This window comes from Streptomyces sp. NPDC054872 (assembly GCF_053610705.1).
Genome location: NZ_JBSGYY010000023.1, coordinates 86,749 through 107,941, shown reverse-complemented (window position 1 = coordinate 107,941; position 21,193 = coordinate 86,749). Strand labels below are relative to the sequence as shown.

Here is a 21,193-nt window from a genome sequence, read left to right as displayed (position 1 = left end):
CCCCGGCTGCACCCCGGGGTGGGGCATTTCTTCGTGCGTGGCGCCGCGCGCCGGAGTGGCTACTCGCCGATCAGCGCGTCGACGAAGGCCTCGGGCTCGAACGGGGCGAGGTCGTCCGCGCCCTCTCCGAGCCCGATCAGCTTCACCGGTACGCCCAGCTCGCGCTGGACCGCGACGACGATGCCGCCCTTGGCCGTGCCGTCCAGCTTCGTCAGGACGATGCCGGTGATGTTGACGACCTCGGCGAAGACCCGCGCCTGCACCAGGCCGTTCTGCCCGGTCGTGGCGTCCAGGACGAGCAGCACCTCGTCGAGCGGCGCGTGCTTCTCGACGACGCGCTTGACCTTGCCGAGCTCGTCCATCAGGCCGGTCTTGGTGTGCAGGCGGCCCGCGGTGTCGATGAGGACGACATCGGCACCCTCCGCGATGCCTTCCTTGACCGCGTCGAAGGCGATCGACGCGGGGTCGCCGCCCTCGGGGCCGCGGACCGTGCGGGCGCCGACGCGCTCGCCCCAGGTCTGCAGCTGGTCGGCGGCGGCGGCACGGAACGTGTCCGCGGCGCCGAGGACCACGGAGCGGCCGTCGGCGACCAGGACGCGGGCGAGCTTGCCGGTGGTGGTGGTCTTGCCGGTGCCGTTCACACCGACGACCATCACGATGCCGGGCGTCTCCAGGCCCGACTCGGTCTTGACCGTGCGGTCGAGGTCCGGGTCGACCAGCGCCACGAGTTCCTCGCGCAGCAGCGTGCGCAGGTCGTCGGGGGTACGGGTGCCGAGCACGCGGACGCGCTCGCGGAGCCGCTCGACCAGTTCCTGCGTGGGGGCCACGCCCACGTCGGCGGTGAGGAGCGTGTCCTCGATCTCCTCCCAGGTGTCCTCGTCCAGGTGCTCGCGGGAGAGGAGCGTGAGCAGCCCCTTGCCGAGTGCGTTCTGCGAGCGCGAGAGGCGCGAGCGCAGACGGACCAGGCGACCTGCCGTGGGCTCCGGGGTCTCGACCTCCGGGGCGGCTTCGGGAGCCTCTTCGATGACGACCGGCGCCTCGGCACCGGCGCCCGGGAGTTCCACCTCCTCGATCGTGCGGCGCGGTTCGTCGCGCGGCGTCTCGGCCTCGTCGCCGATGTGCGGCTCGGCCGGAGGAGCGGTGATGGTGGGCGTGGACGACGGGGCCTTCGGGGGCAGCCGCTTCTTCTTGCGACTGCCGACCACGAGCCCGCCGAGCGCGCCGATCACGACCACGGCGATGACTACAGCAAGGATGACGATTTCCATAACCCACCCAGTATCAGCCATGGGGGCACCAGAGGCTCAGGCTGTAGCTTCCTCCAAAGAACATAAGCTCATAGAGGGCACTACTCGGACTAAAGTACGATGGAGCTCTCCGCATCAACGCGCGTAGAGTCCAACGCGATCACCCCCACGGACGGATCGCGGCGTTGCGATCCGAGCGAGAGGCACGGACCCCACCCCATGAGCACCACCGCCGAAAACGAAGGCGCCCTGGAGACACGCGGCCTCGAGCCCGTCCCCGACTCCGAGCGCACAGGCAAGGCCCGCGAGCTGTTCCCCACGTGGGTGGCGGCCAACATCAGCGTCCTGCTGCTCACCATGGGCGCCGGCCTCATCGTGACCAACGGCCTCAACTTCTGGCAGGCCCTGGTCGTCGCCCTGGTCTCGCCGCTCCTGAGCTACGGCCTCGTCGGTCTGATCTCGATCTCGGGCAAGCGCGGCGGCTCCCCCGGCATGACGCTCTCGCGCGCCGTCTTCGGCCAGCGCGGCAACCTCTTCCCGGGTGCACTGATCTGGGTGGCCCGCTGGGGCTGGGAGACGATCAACGCGGTCACGGGCGCGTACGCGATCATCACCGTCCTGGACATCTGCTTCGGCGTGAAGTCCAGCACGTGGCTGACGATCGTGACGCTGATCGCCTTCGTCGCCTGCACGTTCGTCATCAGCGGCCTGGGCCGCAAGGTCCTGCACATCTGCAACACCTGGGCGACGTACCTCTTCGGCGCGTTCAGCGTCCTCGTGCTCGTCTACCTCGTGGCCAACACCCCCTGGTCGGACGTCTTCTCGCAGTCCGCGGGCTCCACCGCGGCGATGGTCGCGGGAGTCGGCGTGATCGCAGCGGGCGGCATCAGCTGGGTCCCCACGGGCCCGGACTTCACCCGCTACCTCCCGCGCAAGGCCTCCAACAAGGCCCTCGTGGGCAACGCCATCGGTGGCGCCGGCATCGTCGTCGTCCCGATGGTCCTGATGGGCGCGGTCATGGCGGTCAGCACGCCGAGCCTGTCGAAGGCCTCGGACCCGGTCTCCTTCCTCGGCCAGCTCCTGCCGACGTGGATCGCGGTGCCTTACCTGATCATGGCCCTGATCGGCATGCTGCTCATCAACTCGATGTCGATGTACTCCGCGGGCTTCACCGCCATGACGCTCGGCATCAAGGTCCCGCGCACGTGGGCGGTTTCCATCAACGCCATCATCAGCCTGATCTTCGGCTACCTCCTGATGAACGTGGCCACCAGCTTCATCGGTTCGTTCATCTCCTTCCTGACCCTGCTCGCGGTCGCCTTCTCCGCCTGGATCGGCGTCTTCGGCATCGACATGCTGAGCAGGAAGACGTACGACGGCGAAGCGCTGATGGACACCAAGCGCACCAGTGCCTACTGGTACAAGGCGGGTTTCGCCTGGCAGGCCATGACCGCGTGGGCGATCGCGCTGGTGGCGGGGCTGCTCTTCACGAAGGTCGACTGGTTCAGCGGCCCACTCGCCACCTCCTGGATCGGCCGCAACGGCCTGGGCTGGCTGGCCACGATCCTCATCGCCGCCGCGCTGTACGCGGTGCTTCCGAGGACCCCGGCCGTCGAAGCCCCCGAGGGCCCCAAGGGCCACGGCGACGGCGAGACGGAGCTGGTCTCGGCCTGACGGCGTCCAGCACCTGACGCCACACCGCGCCCGATCCGGATCAACTGCCCCCGGGCTATGGTCATCTGACATCGCGTCATCTAACGTCCCTCTTCGCCCGCACACGGTGAAGGGGGACGTTTCCATGCCCGTCACAGTCGTACGCTTCAACCTCGTCGATCCGGATGCCACGCCCTCCTCGCTGAGCGACCGCTACAAGGCCGCCGTGGAGATGGCCACGTACGCCGACGACCGGGGCATCTCCACCGTGCAGACCGAGGAACACCACGGCGTCGCCAACAACTGGCTGCCCTCGCCCTTCACTTTCGCCGGCGCGGTCTTCGGGGCGACCCGGCGCATCGCGGTCACGGTCTCCGCGATCATCGGCCCGCTGCACGATCCGCTGCGGCTCGCCGAGGACATCGCCGTACTCGACCTACTCAGCGGCGGCCGCCTCGTCACGGTGGCGGGGATCGGCTACCGGCCCGAGGAGTACGAGGCGTTCGGCGTCGAGTGGAAGCGGCGCGGCAAGCTCCAGGACGAGCTCCTGGAGACCCTGCTGCAGGCGTGGACGGGCGAACCCTTCGAGTTCCGCGGCCGCACCGTGCGCGTCACCCCGCGTCCGTACACCCGGCCGCACCCGATGCTCCTGGTCGGCGGCTCCTCGCAGGCGGCGGCCCGGCGCGCGGCCCGGCTCGGGCTGCCGTTCTTCCCCAGCGCCCATCTGCCGGAGCTCGAGGCGTACTACAACGAACGCCTCGCGGAGTACGGCACCGAGGGCTGGACGATGATGCCCGCCGCCGAGACCCCGCTCCTGCACATCGCGGACGACCCCGACCGCACCTGGGCCGAGCACGGCGAGCACTTCCTGCACGAGGCCCGTACGTACGCCTCCTGGCAGTCCAAGGACATCCGCTCGGCGGTGAAGTCGAGCGCCACCACGGTCGACGAGCTGCGTGCCGAGGGTGTCTACCGTGTCCTGACGCCCGACCAGTGCGTGGCGTACGTGCAGGGCGGCGCCGCCAATCTCGTGCTGCATCCGCTCTCCGGCGGGATGCCGGTCGACGAGGGATGGCGCAGCCTGCACCACTTCTGCGAAAACGTACTGCCCCGGCTCAAGGAATAGGTCCTTGAACCGGGGCAGCATCCTCAGAGGAGGGGCAGCGGGGATTAGCCCATCTCCTCCAGGGTCTTGCCCTTCGTCTCCTTGACGAACTTCATGACGAAGGGGATCGAGATCAGGGCGAAGGCCCCGTAGATGATGTACGAGCCGGTCAGGCTCCACTCGGACATGCTCGGGAACGTCTTGGTGATCGCGAAGTTGGCGAGCCACTGGGCCGATGCGGCCACACCGAGAGCGGCGGCGCGGATCCGGTTCGGGAAGATCTCGCCGAGCAGCACCCAGACCACCACGCCCCAGGAGAGGGCGAAGAAGAGCACGAAGAAGTTGGCGGCGATGATCGCCGTCAGGCCCTGCGCGTCCGGCAGCGAGACGTTGTCACCGCTGCCGGTGCGGTAGGAGAACGCCCAGGCGCAGGTGAAGAGCGCGAGCGCCATGCCGGCCGAACCGATGATGGCCAGCGGCTTGCGGCCGATGCGGTCGACGAAGATCATCGCGATGACCGTGCCGACGATGTTCACGATCGACGTCTCGAACGAGTACAGGAACGAGCTGCTCGGGTCCTTGCCGATCGACTGCCACAGCTGGTTCGAGTAGTAGAAGATCACGTTGATGCCGACGAGCTGCTGGAACACCGAGAGGCCGATGCCGATCCAGACGATCGGCAGGAAGCCGACCTTGCCGAGCAGGTCCTTGAACGAGGACTTGTGCTCGCGGCGCATGCCCTCCTCGATCTCGGTGACGCGGGCGTCGAGGTCGATCTTGGTGCCCTCGACCTCGCCGAGGACCTTCTTGGCCTCGGTGTTGCGGCCGACCGAGATGAGGAAGCGCGGCGACTCGGGGATCGCGAAGGAGAGCAGGCCGTAGAGGAGGGCCGGGATGACCATGACGCCGAGCATCAGCTGCCAGGCCTCCAGGCCGAGGAGCTTGCCGCGCTGGTCACCGTCCGCCATGTTCAGGATGGCCCAGTTGACCAGCTGGGAGACGGCGATGCCGATGACGATCGCGGCCTGCTGGAACGAGGCGAGGCGGCCTCGGTAGGCGGGCGGTGCGACCTCGGCGATGTAGGCCGGGCCGATGACGGACGCCATGCCGATGCCGATGCCGCCGATGAAGCGCCACATCGTCAGGTCCCACGCCGCGAACGGCAGGGCCGAACCGACGGCGCTCGCCGCGAAGAGGACGGCGGCGATCTGCATGCAGCGGATGCGGCCGATGCGGTCGGCGATACGGCCGGCGATCGCGGCACCGACGGCACAGCCGAGCAGTGCGGTGGCGATGATCCAGCCGAGCATGTTGGCGTCGACGTCGAATCGGTGCTGGATGGCGACGGTCGCGCCGTTGATCACCGAACTGTCGTAGCCGAACAGGAAGCCACCCATCGCGGCGGCCGCCGTAATGAAGATGACATGGCCGAGATGGTCCGGCTGGGCCTCTCTGCCGTGGCCGGGCTGCGGCGCCTTCGTTGTGCTGGTCACATGGACTCCTCGGGCCACCGGCAACATCGCCGGGGGTGGGGGTGAGCACTTCAAGTGGCGCACAACTTCACGCCGCCCACCACCTGAAGGTAAAAGCAACGTTGCAGAGACTATGCCTTCAAGTTTCGAAGTCAATACCTGGGTTCCTGTGACTTTCAGGGACTCCTGAGGTGTGGTTCGTTCAAGTCTTGAAGTTATGGAGATGCGGTGACGAGGTGGGTCGGCGAGGGCTACCGGAGCCGCTGACTGATCACCTTCGAGACGCCGTCCCCCTGCATGGACACGCCGTACAGCGCGTCCGCGACCTCCATCGTCCGCTTCTGGTGCGTGATCACGATGAGCTGCGAGGCCTCCTGCAGCTCCTCCATGATCCGGATGAGCCGCTGCAGGTTGGTGTCGTCGAGCGCGGCCTCGACCTCGTCCATCACATAGAAGGGACTCGGCCGCGCCTTGAAGATCGAGACGAGCAGCGCGACGGCGGTCAGCGACCGCTCACCGCCGGAGAGCAGCGAGAGGCGCTTGACCTTCTTGCCGGGCGGGCGCGCCTCGACGTCGACACCCGTGGCGAGCATGTTGTCGGGGTCGGTCAGGATGAGCCGTCCCTCACCGCCCGGGAAGAGCCGCGAGAAGACGCCCTCGAACTCACGGGCGGTGTCCCGGTAGGCCTCGGTGAAGACCTGCTCGACGCGCTCGTCGACCTCCTTCACCACCTGCAGGAGGTCGGCCCGCGTCTTCTTCAGGTCCTCGAGCTGCTCGCTCAGGAACTTGTGACGCTCCTCCAGGGCGGCGAACTCCTCAAGGGCCAGCGGGTTCACCTTCCCGAGCTGCTGATACGCCCGTTCGGCTGACCTCAGCCGCTTCTCCTGCTCACCGCGGACGTACGGCACGGGCCGGTTGCGCGGGTCGTCGGGGTCCTCGGGGAGCTCCTCGCCCTCGGCCGCGGGGGAGGGCGGCACGAGCTGGTCGGGGCCGTAGTCGGAGACGAGTCCTGCCGGTTCCACACCGAGTTCCTCCAGTGCCTTGGACTCCAGCTGCTCGATCCGCAGCCGCTTCTCGGCACCGAGTACCTCGCCGCGGTGGACTGAATCCGTCAATGTGTCGAGCTCGGCCTTGAGGTCGCGGCCCTGGCTCCGCTCGGCGGTCAGATCTCGCTCCCGCACCTCCTTGGCGTGCTCGGCGGCGGCGCGTTCCTCCTGAGCCCGTACGAGGGACACCTCGACGTGCGCGAGCAGCTGCCGCGCACCACGGGCGACGGCCTCGGCGACCGCGGCCTCGTGCCGCATCCGGGCCTTGCGCTGCTCGGCACGCGCGCGTGCCTCGCGTTCGGCGCGCGCCGCCCGGTCGAGCGAGTCGGCGCGTCCCGCCAGGCCTTTGACCCGCTCCTCGTGCGTACGCACCTGGAGCCTGGCCTCCATCTCGGTCTGCCGGGCGTTGGCCCCGTCGGCGGCGAGCCGGTCGCGCACCGAGGTGTCGGGCTCCTCCTCCCCTCCTTCCGAGGAGGCCGTCTCTTCTGCCACGGCGAGCCGCTCTGCCAGCTCCTCGGCGTCCTCGACCGCCTTGTCCAGCGCTTCCTGAGCCTTCGCCGCGGCGGCCGCACTGCGCTCGGCCTCGCCCGCGGCGCCGCGCGCCTGCCCGGCAAGGGCGCCCAACTGCTGGGCCACGGCGGACTTCTCCCGGTCGGCCGCGCGTCGGCGCTCCCCCAACTCCTCGACGAGCGCGGCCGCCTCCTTGCGCCGCTCGCCCGCCTCCTGCTGGGCGTGCGCCAACTCCTCGCACTGATCGGCGAGTTGTTCGAGCTCGGCGGCCGCCTCGTCGACGGATGCCTGTACTTCGAGCAGGCTGGGCGCCCCGGCCGACCCGCCCTGCGCGAAGTGCGCCCCGAGCAGGTCGCCTTCGGCGGTGACGGCGGTGAGCTCCGGGTGGGCGTAGACGAAGTCCTCGGCGTCCTCAAGAGTGCCGACGGCAACCATTCCCCGCAGCAGCCGCCGCACCGCGGGCATCAACTCCTCCGGCCCGCGCACCAGTTCGGCGACCATGGGCGGCCCTTCGGCACTCCGCTGCCGGGTGTCACCGGGGCCGGTTCCGGGCGCCCCCGCCAGCAACAGCGCGGCCCGTCCCGCGTCCTGCTTGCGCAGCAGCCGGATGGCCTCCGCCGCCGACGCCGGTGTGGTCACGGCGATCGCGTCCGCCGCCGCACCGAACGCCGCCGCGATCGCGACCTCGTACCCGGGGGTGATCGAGAGCAGCTCGGCCGCGGGACCGAGCAGCCCCGTGAGACGGTCCTTGGCAGCGAGCAGCGCCCCCGTACCGTCCTTGCGCCGCAGGCCGAGCGCGAGCGCCTCGTGCCGGGCGGCGACCGCGGCCCGCTTGCGTTCGGCGGCGGTCGCCGCCTCGCGGGCGGCCGTCAGCGCGCCCTCGGCCTGCGTGAGGGAACGCTTCGCCTCGTCGTGCCGCTCGCCGAGCTCCGCGTCACCGGCGTCGAGGCCTTCGACCTCCGCCTTCAGCTGCTCGTACTCCTCCTGGGCGGCGACCGCGCGCTCCCCCGCCTCGTCACGCGCCAGGGCGAGCCGGTCGATCTCGGCCTGCGCGGAGCCCGCCCGCGAGCGCGCCGCGTTGACCTGGCCGGTCAGCCGGGCGAGCCCTTCGCGCCGGTCGGCGATGGCCCGCGCCACGTCCTTGAGGCGGCGCTCCTCGACGGCCAGCTCCCGCTCCAGGTCGCCGCGGTGGCCGACGGTGTCCTCAAGGGCGTGCTCCGCGGCCTCCAGGGCGGCTGCGAGCTCCGCCTCCTGCTCGCGGATCCGCGCGGCCTCGCGCTCCATGTCCTCGGGGTCACGGCCACGCCGCTCCTCCGGGGGCGCGGCGGTGGCGCTCTTGACCCGGGCGTCGGCCAGCGACACCGTGCCGCGCACCCGCTCGGCCAGCTGTGACAGCTCGTACCACGTCTGCTGCGCCCGCTGGAGCCGTGGCGTGAGGCGGCGCACCTCGTCCTCAAGATCGGCCTCCCGCTGGAGCGCCTTCTTCAGCTCGGCCTCGGCGGTGTCCTTGCGCCGCTTGAGCTCCGCCTCGTCGGCGACCTCGGTCCGCAGCGCGTCCCGCATGCGTACGAGGTCGTCGGCGAGCAGCCGCAGGCGGGCGTCGCGCAGATCGGCCTGGATGACGGCGGCCCTGCGCGCCACGGCGGCCTGCCGGCCAAGGGGCTTGAGCTGCCGCCGCAGCTCGTCGGTCAGGTCCTGTACGCGCGCGAGGTTGGCCTGCATCGCGTCGAGCTTGCGCAGCGCCTTCTCTTTGCGCTTGCGGTGCTTGAGGACGCCCGCGGCCTCCTCGATGAAGGCGCGGCGGCCCATGGGGTCGGCGTGCAGGACACCGTCGAGCTGCCCCTGGCCGACGATCACGTGCATCTCGCGCCCGATGCCGGAGTCGGAGAGCAGTTCCTGGATGTCGAGCAGCCGGCAGGTGTCGCCGTTGATCTGGTACTCGCTGCCGCCATTGCGGAACATGATCCGCGTGATGGTGACCTCGGCGTACTCGATGGGCAGCGCGCCGTCGGAGTTGTCGATGGTGAGGGACACCTCGGCACGGCCGAGCGGCGGGCGCCCGGTGGTGCCGGCGAAGATGACGTCCTCCATCTTGCCGCCGCGCAGCGACTTGGCGCCCTGCTCGCCCATGACCCAGGACAGCGCGTCCACGACATTGGACTTGCCGGAGCCGTTCGGTCCGACGACGCAGGTGATGCCCGGCTCGAACTTCAGCGTCGTCGCCGACGCGAAGGATTTGAAACCGCGCAGAGTCAGGGCCTTGAGGTGCACGCCGTCGGACTCTACCTTCCGCCCGTCTCCCACCACCGTCCTTGTCGGCGGGGCGGTGCGCGCCGCACCTTCCCTTCCACCGTTTCACCCAGGAACATGCAGGGCACATCAGGTGTAACGGAAGCGGACCATGCGGCGACAAGAAAGAAGGGACGCCGAAGCGTCCCTTGCAGATCTGGACAAGCGGCTGACATGGGCAGCCTGACCACATGCGTTATCAGGCATCCCACAGACCGGAGAATGCGTGACGCGGACAGGCGTTACGCGCGGTCGTGTGAGATGAGCGCCTTGCTGAAGGTGATGGTCAGGTGAGCGCAGGCTCCGCCTGGGGTACGTCGATGCTCTCCAGGAGCGATTCGTGAGAAGCGGCAGCCGCGAGCGCGTCGTTCTCGGCCTGGATCTTCACGAGCTCAGATTCCAGGTCCTGGACGCGTTGCTGGAGCCGTCGCATCTCGGCGAGAAGTCGCGGGTCGGAACCGCCGACGTAACCGAGAAGCGCCTTTGCCATGATGGATGGTCCTCCACAATGAGTGACCGACCGAAGCGGTGTGGGTCGTGAGGGAATCGCACCCGCGGTGCTTGGCACTCGTTGTTCGTGCTGGTCTTGCAGGGCCGTTCTCACATGCCAAACAGCTAAGGTGCGCGGGGCTTCCAGAGTCTCACCAAAAAGTTTGACGGTCAACACGATCACGCCCCGTATTGGCGGGCAACCCGGGGGCCTGCGGCCGTTGAAACGGCGGCGCTGCCTCTGCTGCGGGGCCCTGAGGGCGTGTCGATCTTCCTTCACCCGGGAGCCTGCCACGACGGGACGTTCTTGGCAACCACCAGGCGTTTTCTGCCCCGGGCAGTTGCCACGGCCGCATCGGAGCGGGCCCGCCCGACAGCTCTTCGTCAGCGAATCGCGAAGGTGTCGTAGATGCCGCGCGGAGTGTCCCAGATCTCAGTGACGCCGTCGACGCGGCCGGGTGTGTCGCCCGTGCGCAGCCAGTCGAGCAGCCCCTGGGCACCCGCGCGGGGACCCTCGGCGACGACCTGCACACGGCCGTCCTCCAAATTGAGAGCAAAACCACTCAGACCGCCGATCTCCAGAGCCTTGGCCCGCGTGAACCAGCGGAAACCCACGCCTTGCACCTGGCCACGCACCCAGGCCGTGACTCTGACTTCTTCGTTCATGGGTGCACGCTAACCGGCCAATTGCTCTCGGAGCACTTCGTCCCCATGCGCCATCGCGTACAGTCCCGACTCGATGAGCCTCACTCGTATGGGTGAGCCACGTTGACCGCTGAGGACGAGGAAGGCCAGGAGATGGGACGCCACCGACGCTCCGGCGCAGGGGCAGCCGCCACCGGCCGCGCCACTGGGGTCTCCGACACATACGCGGGCGGCCACGCCGGCGTCCCGGAGCCCCGCCCCGCCACCGTGTCACACCGCCGCAAGGGCCGTGCCGCACCGGTGCGCACCGGCCTGCTCGGGGTCTCGGCAGCCGTGGCGATGGGTGCCGTGGCGGTCGCGTCCGGCCTGATCCCGGGAGCCGACAACTACTCCCTCGGCGGTGGCGGCGACTCGAACAAGGTGCGTGCCGCCACGACTCCCAGCGAGGTGTCCCCCCAGGGCGGCGACACGGGCACCGCCGAGCGCGAGTCGGCCCCGCCGAGCCGTGGCTCCGAGCGCCCGGACGCCCCGGCCTCCACCCCGTCGCAGTCCACCTCCACCGAGAAGCCCTCGGCCGAGCCGTCGAAGAAGCCGTCGTCCAAGGCGCCCGCGCCCCGGACCGACGAGAAGAAGAAGACGACGCCCCCGAGCCCGTCCCGCAAGCCTGCAGAGAAGCCCAAGGCCCCGCCGGCCACCGGATCGAAGTCGCCGTCCGCGGAGAGCGTCGCCGAGGCGGACGTGCTCACCCTGGTCAACCAGGAGCGGGCCAAGGTGGGCTGCTCCCCCGTGAGCGGCGACGCCGCGCTCGCCTCGCTCGCCGGAGACTTCAGCTCGGACATGGCCGAGCGCGACTTCTTCGACCACACCGACCCGGACGGCGCGACCCCGTGGGACCGCGCCGAGAAGGCCGGGATATCGGACCTCGGCGGCGAGAACATCGCCCGGGGCCAGGCCAACGCGCAGTCCGTGATGGACGCCTGGATGAACAGCCCCGGCCACCGGGCCAACATCCTCAACTGCGACTACAAGACCTTGGGCGTCGGCGCGCACTTCGCGCCGGGCGGCCCGTGGTGGACGCAGGACTTCGGCTTCTAGAGCACATCACCGGTTGCGCTAACCCTCGGTTAGCGCAACCCCTGGGTCAGCGCTGTGCGGGAGTATGCTGGCTGCATGGACTCCCCCGCTCAGACCGGCGCCGCCCGGGCCGACGACGCCCAGGACCTGGCGTACGACGTGTTCTCCAAGCAGTGCCCCTCGCGCGGCACCCTGGAGCACGTCACCGGACGCTGGGGCGCGCTCACCCTGGGCGCGCTGCACGACGGCACGTTCCGTTTCAACGAACTGCGCCGCCGGGTCGACGGCGTGAGCGAGAAGATGCTGTCCCAGACGCTGCACGCCCTGGAGCGCGACGGCCTGGTCCACCGCGACGCGCAGCCCACCAACCCGCCGCGCGTGGACTATCGGCTCACCCCGCTGGGGCGGGAGGTCACCGACCGTCTGATGCACCTCATCCACTTCGTCGAGGGCAGGATGGACGGCGTGCTCGAAGCGCGCGACCGCTACGACAAGGGGGCGGCGGGCGGCCGCTGACAGCGCGGGCAGAAGTAGCTGGAGCGGTTCATCCAGGGGCGCCGGCGCATGGCGGTACCGCAGCGACGGCACGGCTCGTCCTCACGCCCATAGGCATCGAGTGACCGCTCGAAGTACCCGGATTCGCCGTTCACGTTCACGTACAGGCTGTCGAAGCTCGTGCCGCCGACAGCCAGCGCCGCGTTCATCACATCCCTTACGTGGCCCAGGAGTTGGGCCGTGCGGGGGCGCGTGAACGTGGCGGTGGGACGCTCGTAGTGCAGCTTCGCCCGCCAAAGGGCCTCGTCCGCGTAGATGTTGCCGACGCCGCTGATCAACGACTGGTCGAGCAGGGCCCGTTTGATCGTCGTACGCCGGCGGCGCAGCGCGGCGTGGAAGGCAGCGTCGTCGAACTGCTCGTCGAGCGGGTCGCGTGCGATGTGCGCGATGACGTCCGGCAGTCCGTCCGGGGTGTTCTCGTGCAGCGAGAGACCACCGAAGGTCCGCTGGTCGACGAAGCGCAGCTCGGTGCCGAGCGCGTCGGCGAACCGTACGCGAATCCTCAAGTGCTTCTCGTCGGGCGCCTCTTGGGGCTGGACGAGCAGCTGCCCGCTCATGCCGAGATGGGCGAGGATCGAGGTACCGCTGTCCTCGACGGGCAGCCAGAGATACTTTCCGCGCCGCATCGCCGTACCGACCCGGTGCCCCTTGAGGCGCAGGCCGAAGTCGTCACCGCCCGCGAGGTGCCGCCGCACGGCACGCGGATGGCGCACCTCTACATCGGCGACGGTCCGATGAGCCACCCACCGCTCAAGACCACGCCGGACGACTTCGACCTCGGGCAGCTCGGGCATGTAGAGGACTCCGGGTCAGCGGGCGGGTGGGAGAGATGCCGCGAAGCGGCGAAATGACTGGTGCCGGCCACCCAGAGGGCGACCGGCACCACCATTGGAGCTGTCAGGCAGAGGAGGCTTCGGCAGCCCCGTCAACCTCCGCGGCAGCGGGAGCAGCAGTCGTAGCGACGGCGGCGATTTCCGCCGCCTTGATCCGCTCATCCGCGGCAGCGCGAATTTCGCGCCATGCGGACTCCGCGGCCTGCTGCTCCGCTTCCTTCTTGCTGCGGCCGGTGCCGGTGCCGTACGAGACGCCTCCGACGCGGGCGGCAGCAGTAAAGGTCTTCTCGTGGTCCGGGCCGCTCTCCGTGACGAGGTACTCGGGAACACCGAGGCTCTCGGTCGCGGTGAGCTCCTGGAGGCTGGTCTTCCAGTCCAGGCCCGCGCCCAGGTTCGAGGACTTCTCGATCAGCGGGTCGAAGAGCCGGTGCACCAGCTCGCCCGCCGCGTCCAGACCCTGGTCCAGATAGACCGCGCCGATCACCGCTTCAAGGGTGTCGGCGAGGATGGATGCCTTGTCCCGGCCACCCGTGCCCTCTTCGCCCCGGCCGAGCCGGATAAAGAGACCGAGTTCGAGGCCACGACTGACCTCCGCCAGCGCACGCGAATTGACCACCGCGGCCCGCAACTTGGCCAGCTGGCCTTCGGGCAGGTCGGGGTGGGTGCGATAGAGCGTGTCCGTGACGACGAGACCGAGCACCGAGTCCCCGAGGAACTCGAGCCGCTCATTCGTCGGCAGACCGCCGTTCTCGTACGCGTACGAACGGTGGGTCAGTGCACGCACCAGAAGGGCGGACTCGAGCTTGTACCCGAGCCGCCCTTCCAAAAGCGTGTGGGACGAGGCCGTGTTTTCCGCCTGCTTCTTGGCGATTGCAGCCTTTTCAGCGTTGGCGTCTTCCGCCATCTTGTGGCTAGACACGGTGCCTCTCACCAGCCGCTCAGACCTCGAGGACCTGGCGCTTGTTGTACGTGCCGCAGCTCGGGCACGCGATGTGCTGCAGCTTCGGCTCCTGGCAACGCTCACACGAAACCAGAGTGGGGACCGCAGCCTTCCACTGCGACCGGCGGTGGCGCGTGTTGCTGCGCGACATCTTCCGCTTCGGAACAGCCACGGCTACTTCTCCTGCTTCTCGTCGACGCCGGCTTCGGCGCCGCTCACGTCGTCCTTCTCGCCGTCCTGGATGGTCCCGGCGAGTCCCTGCAGTGCCGCCCAACGAATGTCGACGGCGTCATGGTGGTGGTCCGGGTCGTCCGCGAGCCGTGCCCCACACTGGGAACACAGACCCGGACAGTCGTCCCGGCACACCGGCTGCATCGGCAGTGCAAGCACCACCGCATCGCGCAGCACAGGCTCGAGGTCGAACAAGCCGTCCTCGAGATAGAGCCTGTCCTCGTCGTCCTCGGCGTCGTCGGCCGGTTCCGCGGTGCGGCCCCGGTCGTCGGCGTCAGGGTACGAGAACATCTCCTGGAAGTCCGCTTCCACCTCAAGCTTCAGCGGCTCCAGACACCTTACGCACTCCCCCTCGGCCGACGCACGGGCGGTGCCTGTGACAAGCACCCCTTCCATGACCGACTCAAGGCGGATCTCCAGCTCGACCGGGGCACCCTGCGGCACTCCGATCACCCCGTCGATACCGAGGACGTCCGGAGAACCGGGGGCCTCGATGGAACGGGTCAGCCGCTGCAGCGCACCGGGACGCCGACCCAGCTCGTGTGTGTCGAACACGAGTGGGTTGCGGTGGTCAAGGCGAGCACTCAGGGCTTTTCCTGCTTTCGAATCCTGGAAGTTCAAGGGCCGCCCCCGGACGAGCTTCGCTCGTCAGCCGGGCAGCCTGGATCGCGGACGTACGCGCGACCGAAGAACCAGGATACTGGACCTTTCGCTCACGGCCCAATCCGGCCCCGCGAGGGCAACGGACCCGGCGTCACCGGCCCTGTTCGTACTGGCGCAGCTGCTCCGCCGTGATCATGCCGGTGTCGAAGAGGCTGGTCTCGTCGAGCACGCCGGGAGCCTGCTGCTGCGGCTCCGCGTAACCCTGCTGCTGGGTCTGGTCGTATCCCTGCTGCCCGTAGCCGTACGGATCCTGCTGCTGGTAGCCGTACGGATCCTGCTGGGCGTACTGCTGCTGGTAGCTGTACTGGTCCTGCTGCTGGTACGCGTACGGGTCCGGTTCCTGCTGAGGCGGCGCGTACGGCTGCTGGGCCGGGATCTGCGGGGGCGCCTGGGGAGGCTGCGGGGCCGCGGGGGCGGGAGCGGCGGGCGCCGTGGGGTCGGTGAGGCCCGCGAGGTACTCGGCGTCCGTGGTGTGCGCCTGGGAGGCGAGGCCCTCGGCGAGGCCCGCGAGGTCGTCGGCGGGCGCCCGGCCGTGCAGGGTCTGGCGGCCCCGGCCGACCGCCTCCAGGGTCTTGGCGAGGACCGCCTCGAAGGCACCGAGCTTGGCGTCGACGTACGCGTCGGCGTCGCGGCGCAGCGTCTCGGGGTCGTGGCTGCGCTGCGGGGCGTCCTCGTCCTCGTAGCCCTGCTCGTCGAGGCCGGGTCCGGTGCCGAGGAGCTTCTCGCGGCCGCGGCCGACCGAGCCGAGTGTCTTGGTGAGGACGACCTCGAAGTTGGCCAGCTTGCTGTCCACGTAGTCGTCGGCCTCGACGCGGACCTCTTCGGCGGCCTGCCGGGCCTCGGCGAGGATGCGTTCGGCCTCGCCCTGGGAGTTGCGGGCGACCTCCGTGTCGGAGATCAGCGAACCGCGCTCGGCGTGCGCGGTCTCGATGATCCGCTCCGCCTCCTGGCGGGCCTGCTCGACGAGCTGCTCGCGGCCGCCGATGAGCTCCTGGGCCTGGGCGAGGGAGCCGGGCAGCGCCTGGCGCACCTCTTCGAGCATCGACAGCAGATCGGCGCGGTTGACCACGCACGAGGCCGACATCGGCATGGACCGGGCACTGCCGACCGCGTCGACGATCTCATCGATCTTCTTCTGCACGTCCACCGTGTGCTCGCCACTCTCTACAGCTGGTTGGAGACGGACGGCACGACTGTAAGGCCAGTCGGCCGCCGCCCGACACCGGGTGACGGGCTGTCAGTGCGTCACTTCTTGCCGAGGCGCTCGGTGAGCGCCTCGTGGACCACCGGCGGCAGCAGGTGGGCGACGTCGCCGCCCCAGGCCGCGACCTCCTTGACGAGCGAGGAGGACAGGAAGCTGTAGGTGGGGTTGGTGGGCACGAAGAGGGTCTCGACACCGGAGAGGCCGTTGTTCATCTGGGCCATCTGGAGTTCGTAGTCGAAGTCGCTGACCGCGCGCAGACCCTTGACGATGGCCGGGATGTCGCGCTGCTTGCAGAAGTCGACGAGCAGGCCGTGGAAGGCCTCGACCTCGACGTTCCCGAAGTCGGCGGTCACCTCGCGGATCAGCTCGATCCGCTCGTCGACGGTGAACAGGCCCTTCTTCGACTGGTTGATCATCACCGCGACATGCACCACGTCGTACAGCCTGGAGGCGCGGGCGATGATGTCGAGGTGTCCATTGGTGATGGGGTCGAATGACCCCGGACAGACGGCGCGGCGCAACTGAAGTCCCTCGCTCTCCGGTCCGGTCATGGCGCGATCACTGAGTCGTCGCACGTAGAGGCGGCGCGACCGTACCAAAACGTGCCTTCGCCGTAGCGACGGGACCTCAGTGCTTCGAAGCCGTCGGGCCAGCTGAATTCTCCGCCTCTGGTACTGCGTTCAACGGTGACGAGCGCATCGTCCGTGAGCCAGCCCCCCGCACGGAGTGTGAGCAGTATCTCGCGAAGATCGTCATCGGTGACGACGTACGGAGGGTCGAGAAAGACCAGGTCGTACGGGGTGGTGGGGGCGCCGCCCTGGATGATCTGGGCCGCTTTGCCCGCCCTGACCTCGGCACCGGGCAGGCCGATCGACTTCACGTTCTCCCGGACGGTGCGCGCCGCGCGGGCGTCCGCCTCGACGAGCAGGGCGTGGCCCGCGCCGCGCGAGAGCGCTTCGAGGCCGATGGCTCCGGACCCGGCGTACAGGTCGAGGACGCGCGCGCCGTCCAGCGTGCCCTGCAGGGCCTGCCAGGTGGAGAACAGGCCCTCGCGTGCGCGGTCGGTCGTGGGCCGTGTGCCGGTTCCCGGCGGGACGGCGAGGCGACGTCCGCCGGCCACACCGGCGATCACGCGGGTCATCTGAGTCCTTGTCGGTGTACGTACGGGTGGTCCGGCCCCAGTCTCTCAGCCCCGGCGGTCACGCCGCCTGTCAGCCCTTGTCAGCCCTTGTCGAGGTACTGCTCGCGCTCGTCGTCCAGGAGGGCGTCGAGGGCGGTGCGCAGCTCGGGCAGGTGCTCCAGATCCGGGTCGGCCGAGACCACCGACACGGCCTCTTCGCGGGCCTCGGCGATGATCTCCTCGTCCTCGATGACGGCGAGCATGCGCAGGCTGGAACGGACACCGGACTGCGCCTGGCCCAGTACGTCGCCCTCGCGGCGCTGCTCCAGGTCGATCCGGGAGAGCTCGAAGCCGTCGAGCGTGGCGGCCACGGCCCCGAGGCGGCCGCGGGCGGGGCTCGCCTCGGGCATCTCGGTGACCAGGAGGCAGAGGCCGGGGGCCGAGCCACGGCCGACGCGGCCGCGCAGCTGGTGCAGCTGCGATACGCCGAAGCGGTCGGCGTCCATGATCACCATGGCGGTGGCGTTCGGGACGTTCACCCCGACCTCGATGACCGTCGTCGCGACCAGGACCTGCGTCTCGCCCGCGGCGAAGCGGCGCATCACCGCGTCCTTGTCGTCGGGCTGCATGCGGCCGTGCAGGACCTCGACCTTGAGGCCGCTCAGCGGTCCGCGGGCGAGCTGCTCGGCGACCTCGATGACGGCGAGCGGGGGCCGCTTCTCGGCGGTGGCCTCGTCCTCGGCCTTTTTCTTGGCCTTCTTCGGGTCGTCGGCTCCGTCGATGTCGTCGCCGATCCGGGGGCAGACCACGTACGCCTGGTGGCCGTTCTCCACCTCCTCGCGCACGCGCTCCCACGCGCGCGCCAGGAAGTGGGGCTTGTCCTCGGCCGGCACCACGTGGCTGGCGATCGGGGAACGGCCGGCCGGGAGCTGGTCGAGGACCGAGGTCTCCAGGTCGCCGAAGACCGTCATCGCGACCGTGCGCGGGATGGGCGTGGCCGTCATGACGAGGAGGTGCGGGGGCTGCTTGCCCTTGCCGCGCAGGGCGTCGCGCTGCTCGACCCCGAAGCGGTGCTGTTCGTCGACGACGACCAGGCCCAGGTCGTGGAACTGGACCTTGTCCTCGATCAGCGCGTGGGTGCCGATGACGATCCCGGCCTCGCCGGTGACCAGGTCGAGCAGGGCCTGACGACGGGCCGCCACGCCCATGGAGCCAGTGAGCAGCGTGACCTTGGTGCCCTGGTCCGAGCCGCCGAGCATGCCGCCCTCCGCCAGCTCACCCATCATTTCGGTGATCGAGCGGTGATGCTGCTGGGCCAGGACTTCGGTGGGCGCGAGCATGGCGGCCTGCCCGCCCGCGTCGACGACGGCGAGCATGGCGCGCAGGGCCACCATCGTCTTGCCCGAGCCCACCTCTCCCTGGAGGAGGCGGTGCATCGGGTGCTCGGTCGCCAGGTCGTCGAAGATCTCCTTGGAGACCTTCTCCTGGCCCTCGGTGAGGGTGAAGGGCAGTTTGGCGTCGAAGGCGTCGAGCAGGCCGCCCTCGCGGGGGCGGCGGGCGGTCGCGGGAAGTTGGCCGTCCGCGTACCGGCGCCTGGCGAGGGCCACCTGGAGGACGAAGGCCTCGTCCCACTTCAGGCGGTCGCGGGCTGATTCGATGTCGGCCTTCGTCTGCGGCCGGTGGATCTTCAGGAGCGCTTCGGGGAGCGGGATCAGTTCCCGTCCTTCGCGCAGGCTCGGCGGCAGCGGGTCGACGGCCTCCTGGGCGCTGGGCAGCACCGCGTCGACGGACTTGGCGATCTTCCAGGACTCCAGCTTGGCCGTGGCCGGGTAGATCGGGATGAGGGCACCGGCCCAGGAGTCGACCGCTTCGCCGGCGTTGTCGGGGTCGCCCTTCAGGAGTTCGTACGCCGGATGCGCGAGCTGCATCTTGCGGTTGAAGACCGATGCCTTGCCCGCGAACATCGCGCGTGTGCCCGGCAGCAGGTCCTTGTGCGGCTTGTGGATGCCCCGGCCGAAGAAGACCAGCTGGAGCTGGCCGCTGCCGTCGGTGATCGTGACTTCGAGGCGCTGGCCCCTGCCGCCGTTGAACGTCAGGATGCGCGCCGTGGCGACCTGGGCGACCACCGTGACGTGCTCGTCCAGCGGGAGGTCGGCGAGGCGGGTGAGCTCGCCCCGCTCCGCGTACCTCCGCGGGTAGTGGTGCAGCAGGTCGCCGACCGTGTGCAGGTCCAGGTGCTCGGCCATCACCTTCGCGGTGGCGGGGCCGACCACTTTCTTCAGGGGTTCTTCGAGCGCGGGCACGAGATCCATTGCACACCACGCCACTGACAATTCGGCGTACGTCCCCGAAATCCGCTGGTCAGCAAGGCCGGAGGCAGGGCTACTCCACGCCGATCAGCAGCAGGGCCGACTGGCGTCCGCCGCGGTAGACCACCGTGTCGACCGCCAGATGCACCTCGCGCACGTGCTTCTCCAGCTCGTCGCCGAGGCTGTCCGGCACGTCGTCGCCGAGCACCAGCGTGACCATCTCGCCGCCCGCCGCCAGCATCCGGTCGAGCACGGAGCGTGCGGTGCGCGTGGTGTCGTCGCCGATCAGCGCGACATCGCCGTCGATCAGGCCGAGGACGTCCCCGGCCTGGCAGATGCCCGCCATGGTCCACGACTGGCGCTCGGCGACGGCCAGTTCGGCGTATCGCGTCGCGCCGGCCGCCGAGGTCATCGCGACGACGTCCTCGTCGAAGCGGCGGTCCGGCTCGTGCACGGCAAGCGCCGCGATGCCCTGGACCGCTGACCGGGTCGGGATCAGCGCGACCCGCACCCCCTCGGTGCGGGCCTGTTCGGCCGCGGCCGCGGCGGTGTGGCGCAGCTCGGCGTCGTTGGGCAGGAGCACCACCTCGCGCGCGTGGGCCCGCCTGATCGCCTCGACGAGCTCTCCGCTGGCGGGCGGCTCCCCGGGGCGTGTGGGCACGGTGGTCGCACCGGCGTCGGCGTAGAGCCCGGCGAGCCCCTCCCCCGGCACGACGGCGACGATCCCGCGCTGCGCCCGCTCGCGGGACGGCTGCGCGGCGCCCGTGGTGTGTGCGTCGCCCACCCCGAAGTGAGTGATGCGGATGCGGTGGGGCCGCCCTGCCTCGACGCCCGCCTCGACGGCGGCACCGGCGTCGTCCACATGGACGTGGACGTTCCACAGCCCGTCACCGCCGACGACCACGAGCGAGTCCCCGAGCCCGTCAAGCCGTGTCCGCAGCCGGGCCACCGCCGTGTCGTCGGCCTCCAGGAGGTAGATGACCTCGAAGGCGGGTGCCGCGGCGTCGGCAGGGGCGTCCTGGCACTCGACGGCGGCGCCGCCTGTGCCCTCGGCCGTACGCGGGGAAGCGGCCCGCGGCGGCAGCGCCCCGCCCGACAGGGCTCCCACGAGCGCTCCGAGCACCGCCACGAGCCCGCGCCCCCCGGCGTCCACCACTCCCGCACGGGCGAGCACCGCGAGCTGATCCGGTGTCGCGTCCAGCGCCCGGCACGCACCGTCGTACGCGGCCCGCGCGACCGTCCCGCAGTCGCCGTCGGCGCCCGAGGCCGCGTCGGCAGCGGCGGCGGCCACTGTCAGGACCGTGCCTTCCACGGGGTGGGCCACCGCCTGGTGGGCCGACTCGGCGGCCCGGCGCAGCGCGAGCGCCAGTGCCCGGCCGTCGGCGTGATCAGTGTCACGGTCGGCGCCCAGGACCTGCGCCATCCCCCGCAGCAGCTGCGACAGGATCGTGCCCGAGTTCCCGCGGGCCCCGATCAGCGCTCCGTGTGCCATCGCCCGCGCGGCCTCGGCCAGCGTGGGGTGGGTCGGGTCCAGGCCGGTGAAGGCGGCGTCGACCGCCTGGGACGCGGATTCCACGGTCAGGTAGAGGTTGGTTCCGGTGTCTCCGTCCGCGACCGGGTAGACGTTGATCGCGTCGATCTCCTCGCGGGCCCTTCCCAGGGCGTCCAGAGCGAGGCCGCACCAGGCGCGCACCGCGACGGCGTCGAGGTTCTGCGGCACCTGCTCGCCTCCTAAGGCATCCGGAATGGACGCAGCGTAGACCGGGAAGGGCGAAAGGCCCGGGGCGGGGCCGGGGCGAGACATGGTA

Annotated in this window: 18 protein-coding genes; 4 read left to right on the top strand and 14 right to left on the bottom strand. The window is 70.1% G+C overall.

What is annotated here, in order from left to right; translation table 11 throughout:
- Positions 1-59: 59 nt before the first annotated feature.
- The gene (ftsY, locus tag ACWGIH_RS26350; RefSeq protein WP_453443626.1) at positions 60-1,268 is read right to left on the bottom strand and encodes a signal recognition particle-docking protein FtsY; all 1,209 of its coding nucleotides are present in this window, start codon (positions 1,266-1,268) and stop codon (positions 60-62) included.
- A 198-nt stretch (positions 1,269-1,466) separates the two neighbouring features.
- Between ftsY and ACWGIH_RS26345 the strand changes: the two genes are divergently transcribed.
- Both ACWGIH_RS26345 and ACWGIH_RS26340 read left to right on the top strand, forming a co-directional pair.
- Positions 1,467-2,921: a purine-cytosine permease family protein gene (locus tag ACWGIH_RS26345; protein WP_453443627.1), complete on the top strand. Its 1,455-nt coding sequence runs from the start codon at positions 1,467-1,469 to the stop codon at positions 2,919-2,921.
- Positions 2,922-3,045: 124 nt separating this feature from the next.
- Complete coding sequence (locus tag ACWGIH_RS26340; protein ID WP_453443629.1) at positions 3,046-4,026, top strand: LLM class flavin-dependent oxidoreductase; 981 nt, start codon at positions 3,046-3,048, stop codon at positions 4,024-4,026.
- Between the two features lie 44 nt (positions 4,027-4,070).
- On the opposite strand, the gene ACWGIH_RS26335 is transcribed toward ACWGIH_RS26340, so the two are convergent.
- The 4 genes from ACWGIH_RS26335 to ACWGIH_RS26320 all read right to left on the bottom strand — a co-directional run bounded on the left by ACWGIH_RS26335 (position 4,071) and on the right by ACWGIH_RS26320 (position 10,477).
- Positions 4,071-5,498: a sugar porter family MFS transporter gene (locus ACWGIH_RS26335; protein ID WP_453443630.1), complete on the bottom strand. Its 1,428-nt coding sequence runs from the start codon at positions 5,496-5,498 to the stop codon at positions 4,071-4,073.
- Positions 5,499-5,728: 230 nt separating this feature from the next.
- Complete coding sequence (gene smc / locus ACWGIH_RS26330; protein WP_453443632.1) at positions 5,729-9,304, bottom strand: chromosome segregation protein SMC; 3,576 nt, start codon at positions 9,302-9,304, stop codon at positions 5,729-5,731.
- Between the two features lie 304 nt (positions 9,305-9,608).
- Complete coding sequence (locus tag ACWGIH_RS26325; protein WP_135333243.1) at positions 9,609-9,812, bottom strand: hypothetical protein; 204 nt, start codon at positions 9,810-9,812, stop codon at positions 9,609-9,611.
- 383 nt (positions 9,813-10,195) lie between these two features.
- On the bottom strand, positions 10,196-10,477 hold the full coding sequence (locus ACWGIH_RS26320) for an acylphosphatase (RefSeq protein WP_361838089.1): 282 nt from the start codon (positions 10,475-10,477) through the stop codon (positions 10,196-10,198).
- A gap of 132 nt (positions 10,478-10,609) precedes the next feature.
- On the opposite strand from ACWGIH_RS26320, the gene ACWGIH_RS26315 reads away from it, so the two are divergent.
- A complete protein-coding gene (locus ACWGIH_RS26315; RefSeq protein WP_453443633.1) occupies positions 10,610-11,551 on the top strand; it encodes a CAP domain-containing protein in 942 nt (313 codons plus the stop codon).
- Between the two features lie 75 nt (positions 11,552-11,626).
- Positions 11,627-12,046 (top strand): winged helix-turn-helix transcriptional regulator, encoded by a 420-nt coding sequence (locus ACWGIH_RS26310; protein ID WP_453443635.1) that lies wholly within the window; start codon positions 11,627-11,629, stop codon positions 12,044-12,046.
- Here ACWGIH_RS26310 and mutM read toward each other — a convergent pair.
- From mutM to ACWGIH_RS26265, 9 genes are all read right to left on the bottom strand, one after another.
- Positions 12,016-12,879 (bottom strand): bifunctional DNA-formamidopyrimidine glycosylase/DNA-(apurinic or apyrimidinic site) lyase, encoded by an 864-nt coding sequence (gene mutM / locus ACWGIH_RS26305; protein WP_453443636.1) that lies wholly within the window; start codon positions 12,877-12,879, stop codon positions 12,016-12,018. The genes ACWGIH_RS26310 and mutM overlap by 31 nt on opposite strands.
- 103 nt (positions 12,880-12,982) lie before the next feature.
- Positions 12,983-13,849, bottom strand: coding sequence for a ribonuclease III (rnc, locus tag ACWGIH_RS26300; protein WP_453443637.1), 867 nt, complete (start codon positions 13,847-13,849; stop codon positions 12,983-12,985).
- Between the two features lie 7 nt (positions 13,850-13,856).
- Positions 13,857-14,030: a 50S ribosomal protein L32 gene (rpmF, locus tag ACWGIH_RS26295; RefSeq protein WP_003965982.1), complete on the bottom strand. Its 174-nt coding sequence runs from the start codon at positions 14,028-14,030 to the stop codon at positions 13,857-13,859.
- A gap of 2 nt (positions 14,031-14,032) precedes the next feature.
- Positions 14,033-14,677, bottom strand: coding sequence for a YceD family protein (locus tag ACWGIH_RS26290; RefSeq protein ID WP_453443732.1), 645 nt, complete (start codon positions 14,675-14,677; stop codon positions 14,033-14,035).
- Between the two features lie 166 nt (positions 14,678-14,843).
- Positions 14,844-15,899, bottom strand: a complete 1,056-nt coding sequence (locus ACWGIH_RS26285; protein ID WP_453443639.1) for a cell division initiation protein — start codon at positions 15,897-15,899, stop codon at positions 14,844-14,846.
- Positions 15,900-15,997: 98 nt separating this feature from the next.
- Positions 15,998-16,477, bottom strand: coding sequence for a pantetheine-phosphate adenylyltransferase (gene coaD, locus ACWGIH_RS26280; RefSeq protein ID WP_453443734.1), 480 nt, complete (start codon positions 16,475-16,477; stop codon positions 15,998-16,000).
- Positions 16,478-16,503: 26 nt separating this feature from the next.
- Positions 16,504-17,097 carry a 16S rRNA (guanine(966)-N(2))-methyltransferase RsmD gene (gene rsmD / locus ACWGIH_RS26275; protein ID WP_453443641.1) on the bottom strand — a complete coding sequence of 198 codons (594 nt, stop codon included), beginning with the start codon at positions 17,095-17,097 and terminating at the stop codon, positions 16,504-16,506.
- Between the two features lie 80 nt (positions 17,098-17,177).
- Positions 17,178-19,388 (bottom strand): ATP-dependent DNA helicase RecG, encoded by a 2,211-nt coding sequence (gene recG, locus ACWGIH_RS26270; protein WP_453443642.1) that lies wholly within the window; start codon positions 19,386-19,388, stop codon positions 17,178-17,180.
- A gap of 70 nt (positions 19,389-19,458) precedes the next feature.
- Positions 19,459-21,189, bottom strand: coding sequence for a DAK2 domain-containing protein (locus tag ACWGIH_RS26265; RefSeq protein WP_453443644.1), 1,731 nt, complete (start codon positions 21,187-21,189; stop codon positions 19,459-19,461).
- Positions 21,190-21,193: the final 4 nt, after the last annotated feature.

What these genes read in the sequence shown, in the direction of transcription:
- recG (WP_453443642.1), bottom strand. Translation starts at nt 19,388, where the DNA reads ATGGATCTCGTGCCCGCGCTCGAAGAACCCCTGAAGAAAGTGGTCGGC.
- ACWGIH_RS26345 (WP_453443627.1), top strand. Translation starts at nt 1,467, where the DNA reads ATGAGCACCACCGCCGAAAACGAAGGCGCCCTGGAGACACGCGGCCTC.
- ACWGIH_RS26265 (WP_453443644.1), bottom strand. Translation starts at nt 21,189, where the DNA reads ATGTCTCGCCCCGGCCCCGCCCCGGGCCTTTCGCCCTTCCCGGTCTAC.
- rsmD (WP_453443641.1), bottom strand. Translation starts at nt 17,097, where the DNA reads ATGACCCGCGTGATCGCCGGTGTGGCCGGCGGACGTCGCCTCGCCGTC.
- ACWGIH_RS26325 (WP_135333243.1), bottom strand. Translation starts at nt 9,812, where the DNA reads ATGGCAAAGGCGCTTCTCGGTTACGTCGGCGGTTCCGACCCGCGACTT.
- ACWGIH_RS26315 (WP_453443633.1), top strand. Translation starts at nt 10,610, where the DNA reads ATGGGACGCCACCGACGCTCCGGCGCAGGGGCAGCCGCCACCGGCCGC.
- mutM (WP_453443636.1), bottom strand. Translation starts at nt 12,879, where the DNA reads ATGCCCGAGCTGCCCGAGGTCGAAGTCGTCCGGCGTGGTCTTGAGCGG.
- ACWGIH_RS26320 (WP_361838089.1), bottom strand. Translation starts at nt 10,477, where the DNA reads ATGAACGAAGAAGTCAGAGTCACGGCCTGGGTGCGTGGCCAGGTGCAA.
- ACWGIH_RS26310 (WP_453443635.1), top strand. Translation starts at nt 11,627, where the DNA reads ATGGACTCCCCCGCTCAGACCGGCGCCGCCCGGGCCGACGACGCCCAG.
- ACWGIH_RS26340 (WP_453443629.1), top strand. Translation starts at nt 3,046, where the DNA reads ATGCCCGTCACAGTCGTACGCTTCAACCTCGTCGATCCGGATGCCACG.
- ftsY (WP_453443626.1), bottom strand. Translation starts at nt 1,268, where the DNA reads ATGGAAATCGTCATCCTTGCTGTAGTCATCGCCGTGGTCGTGATCGGC.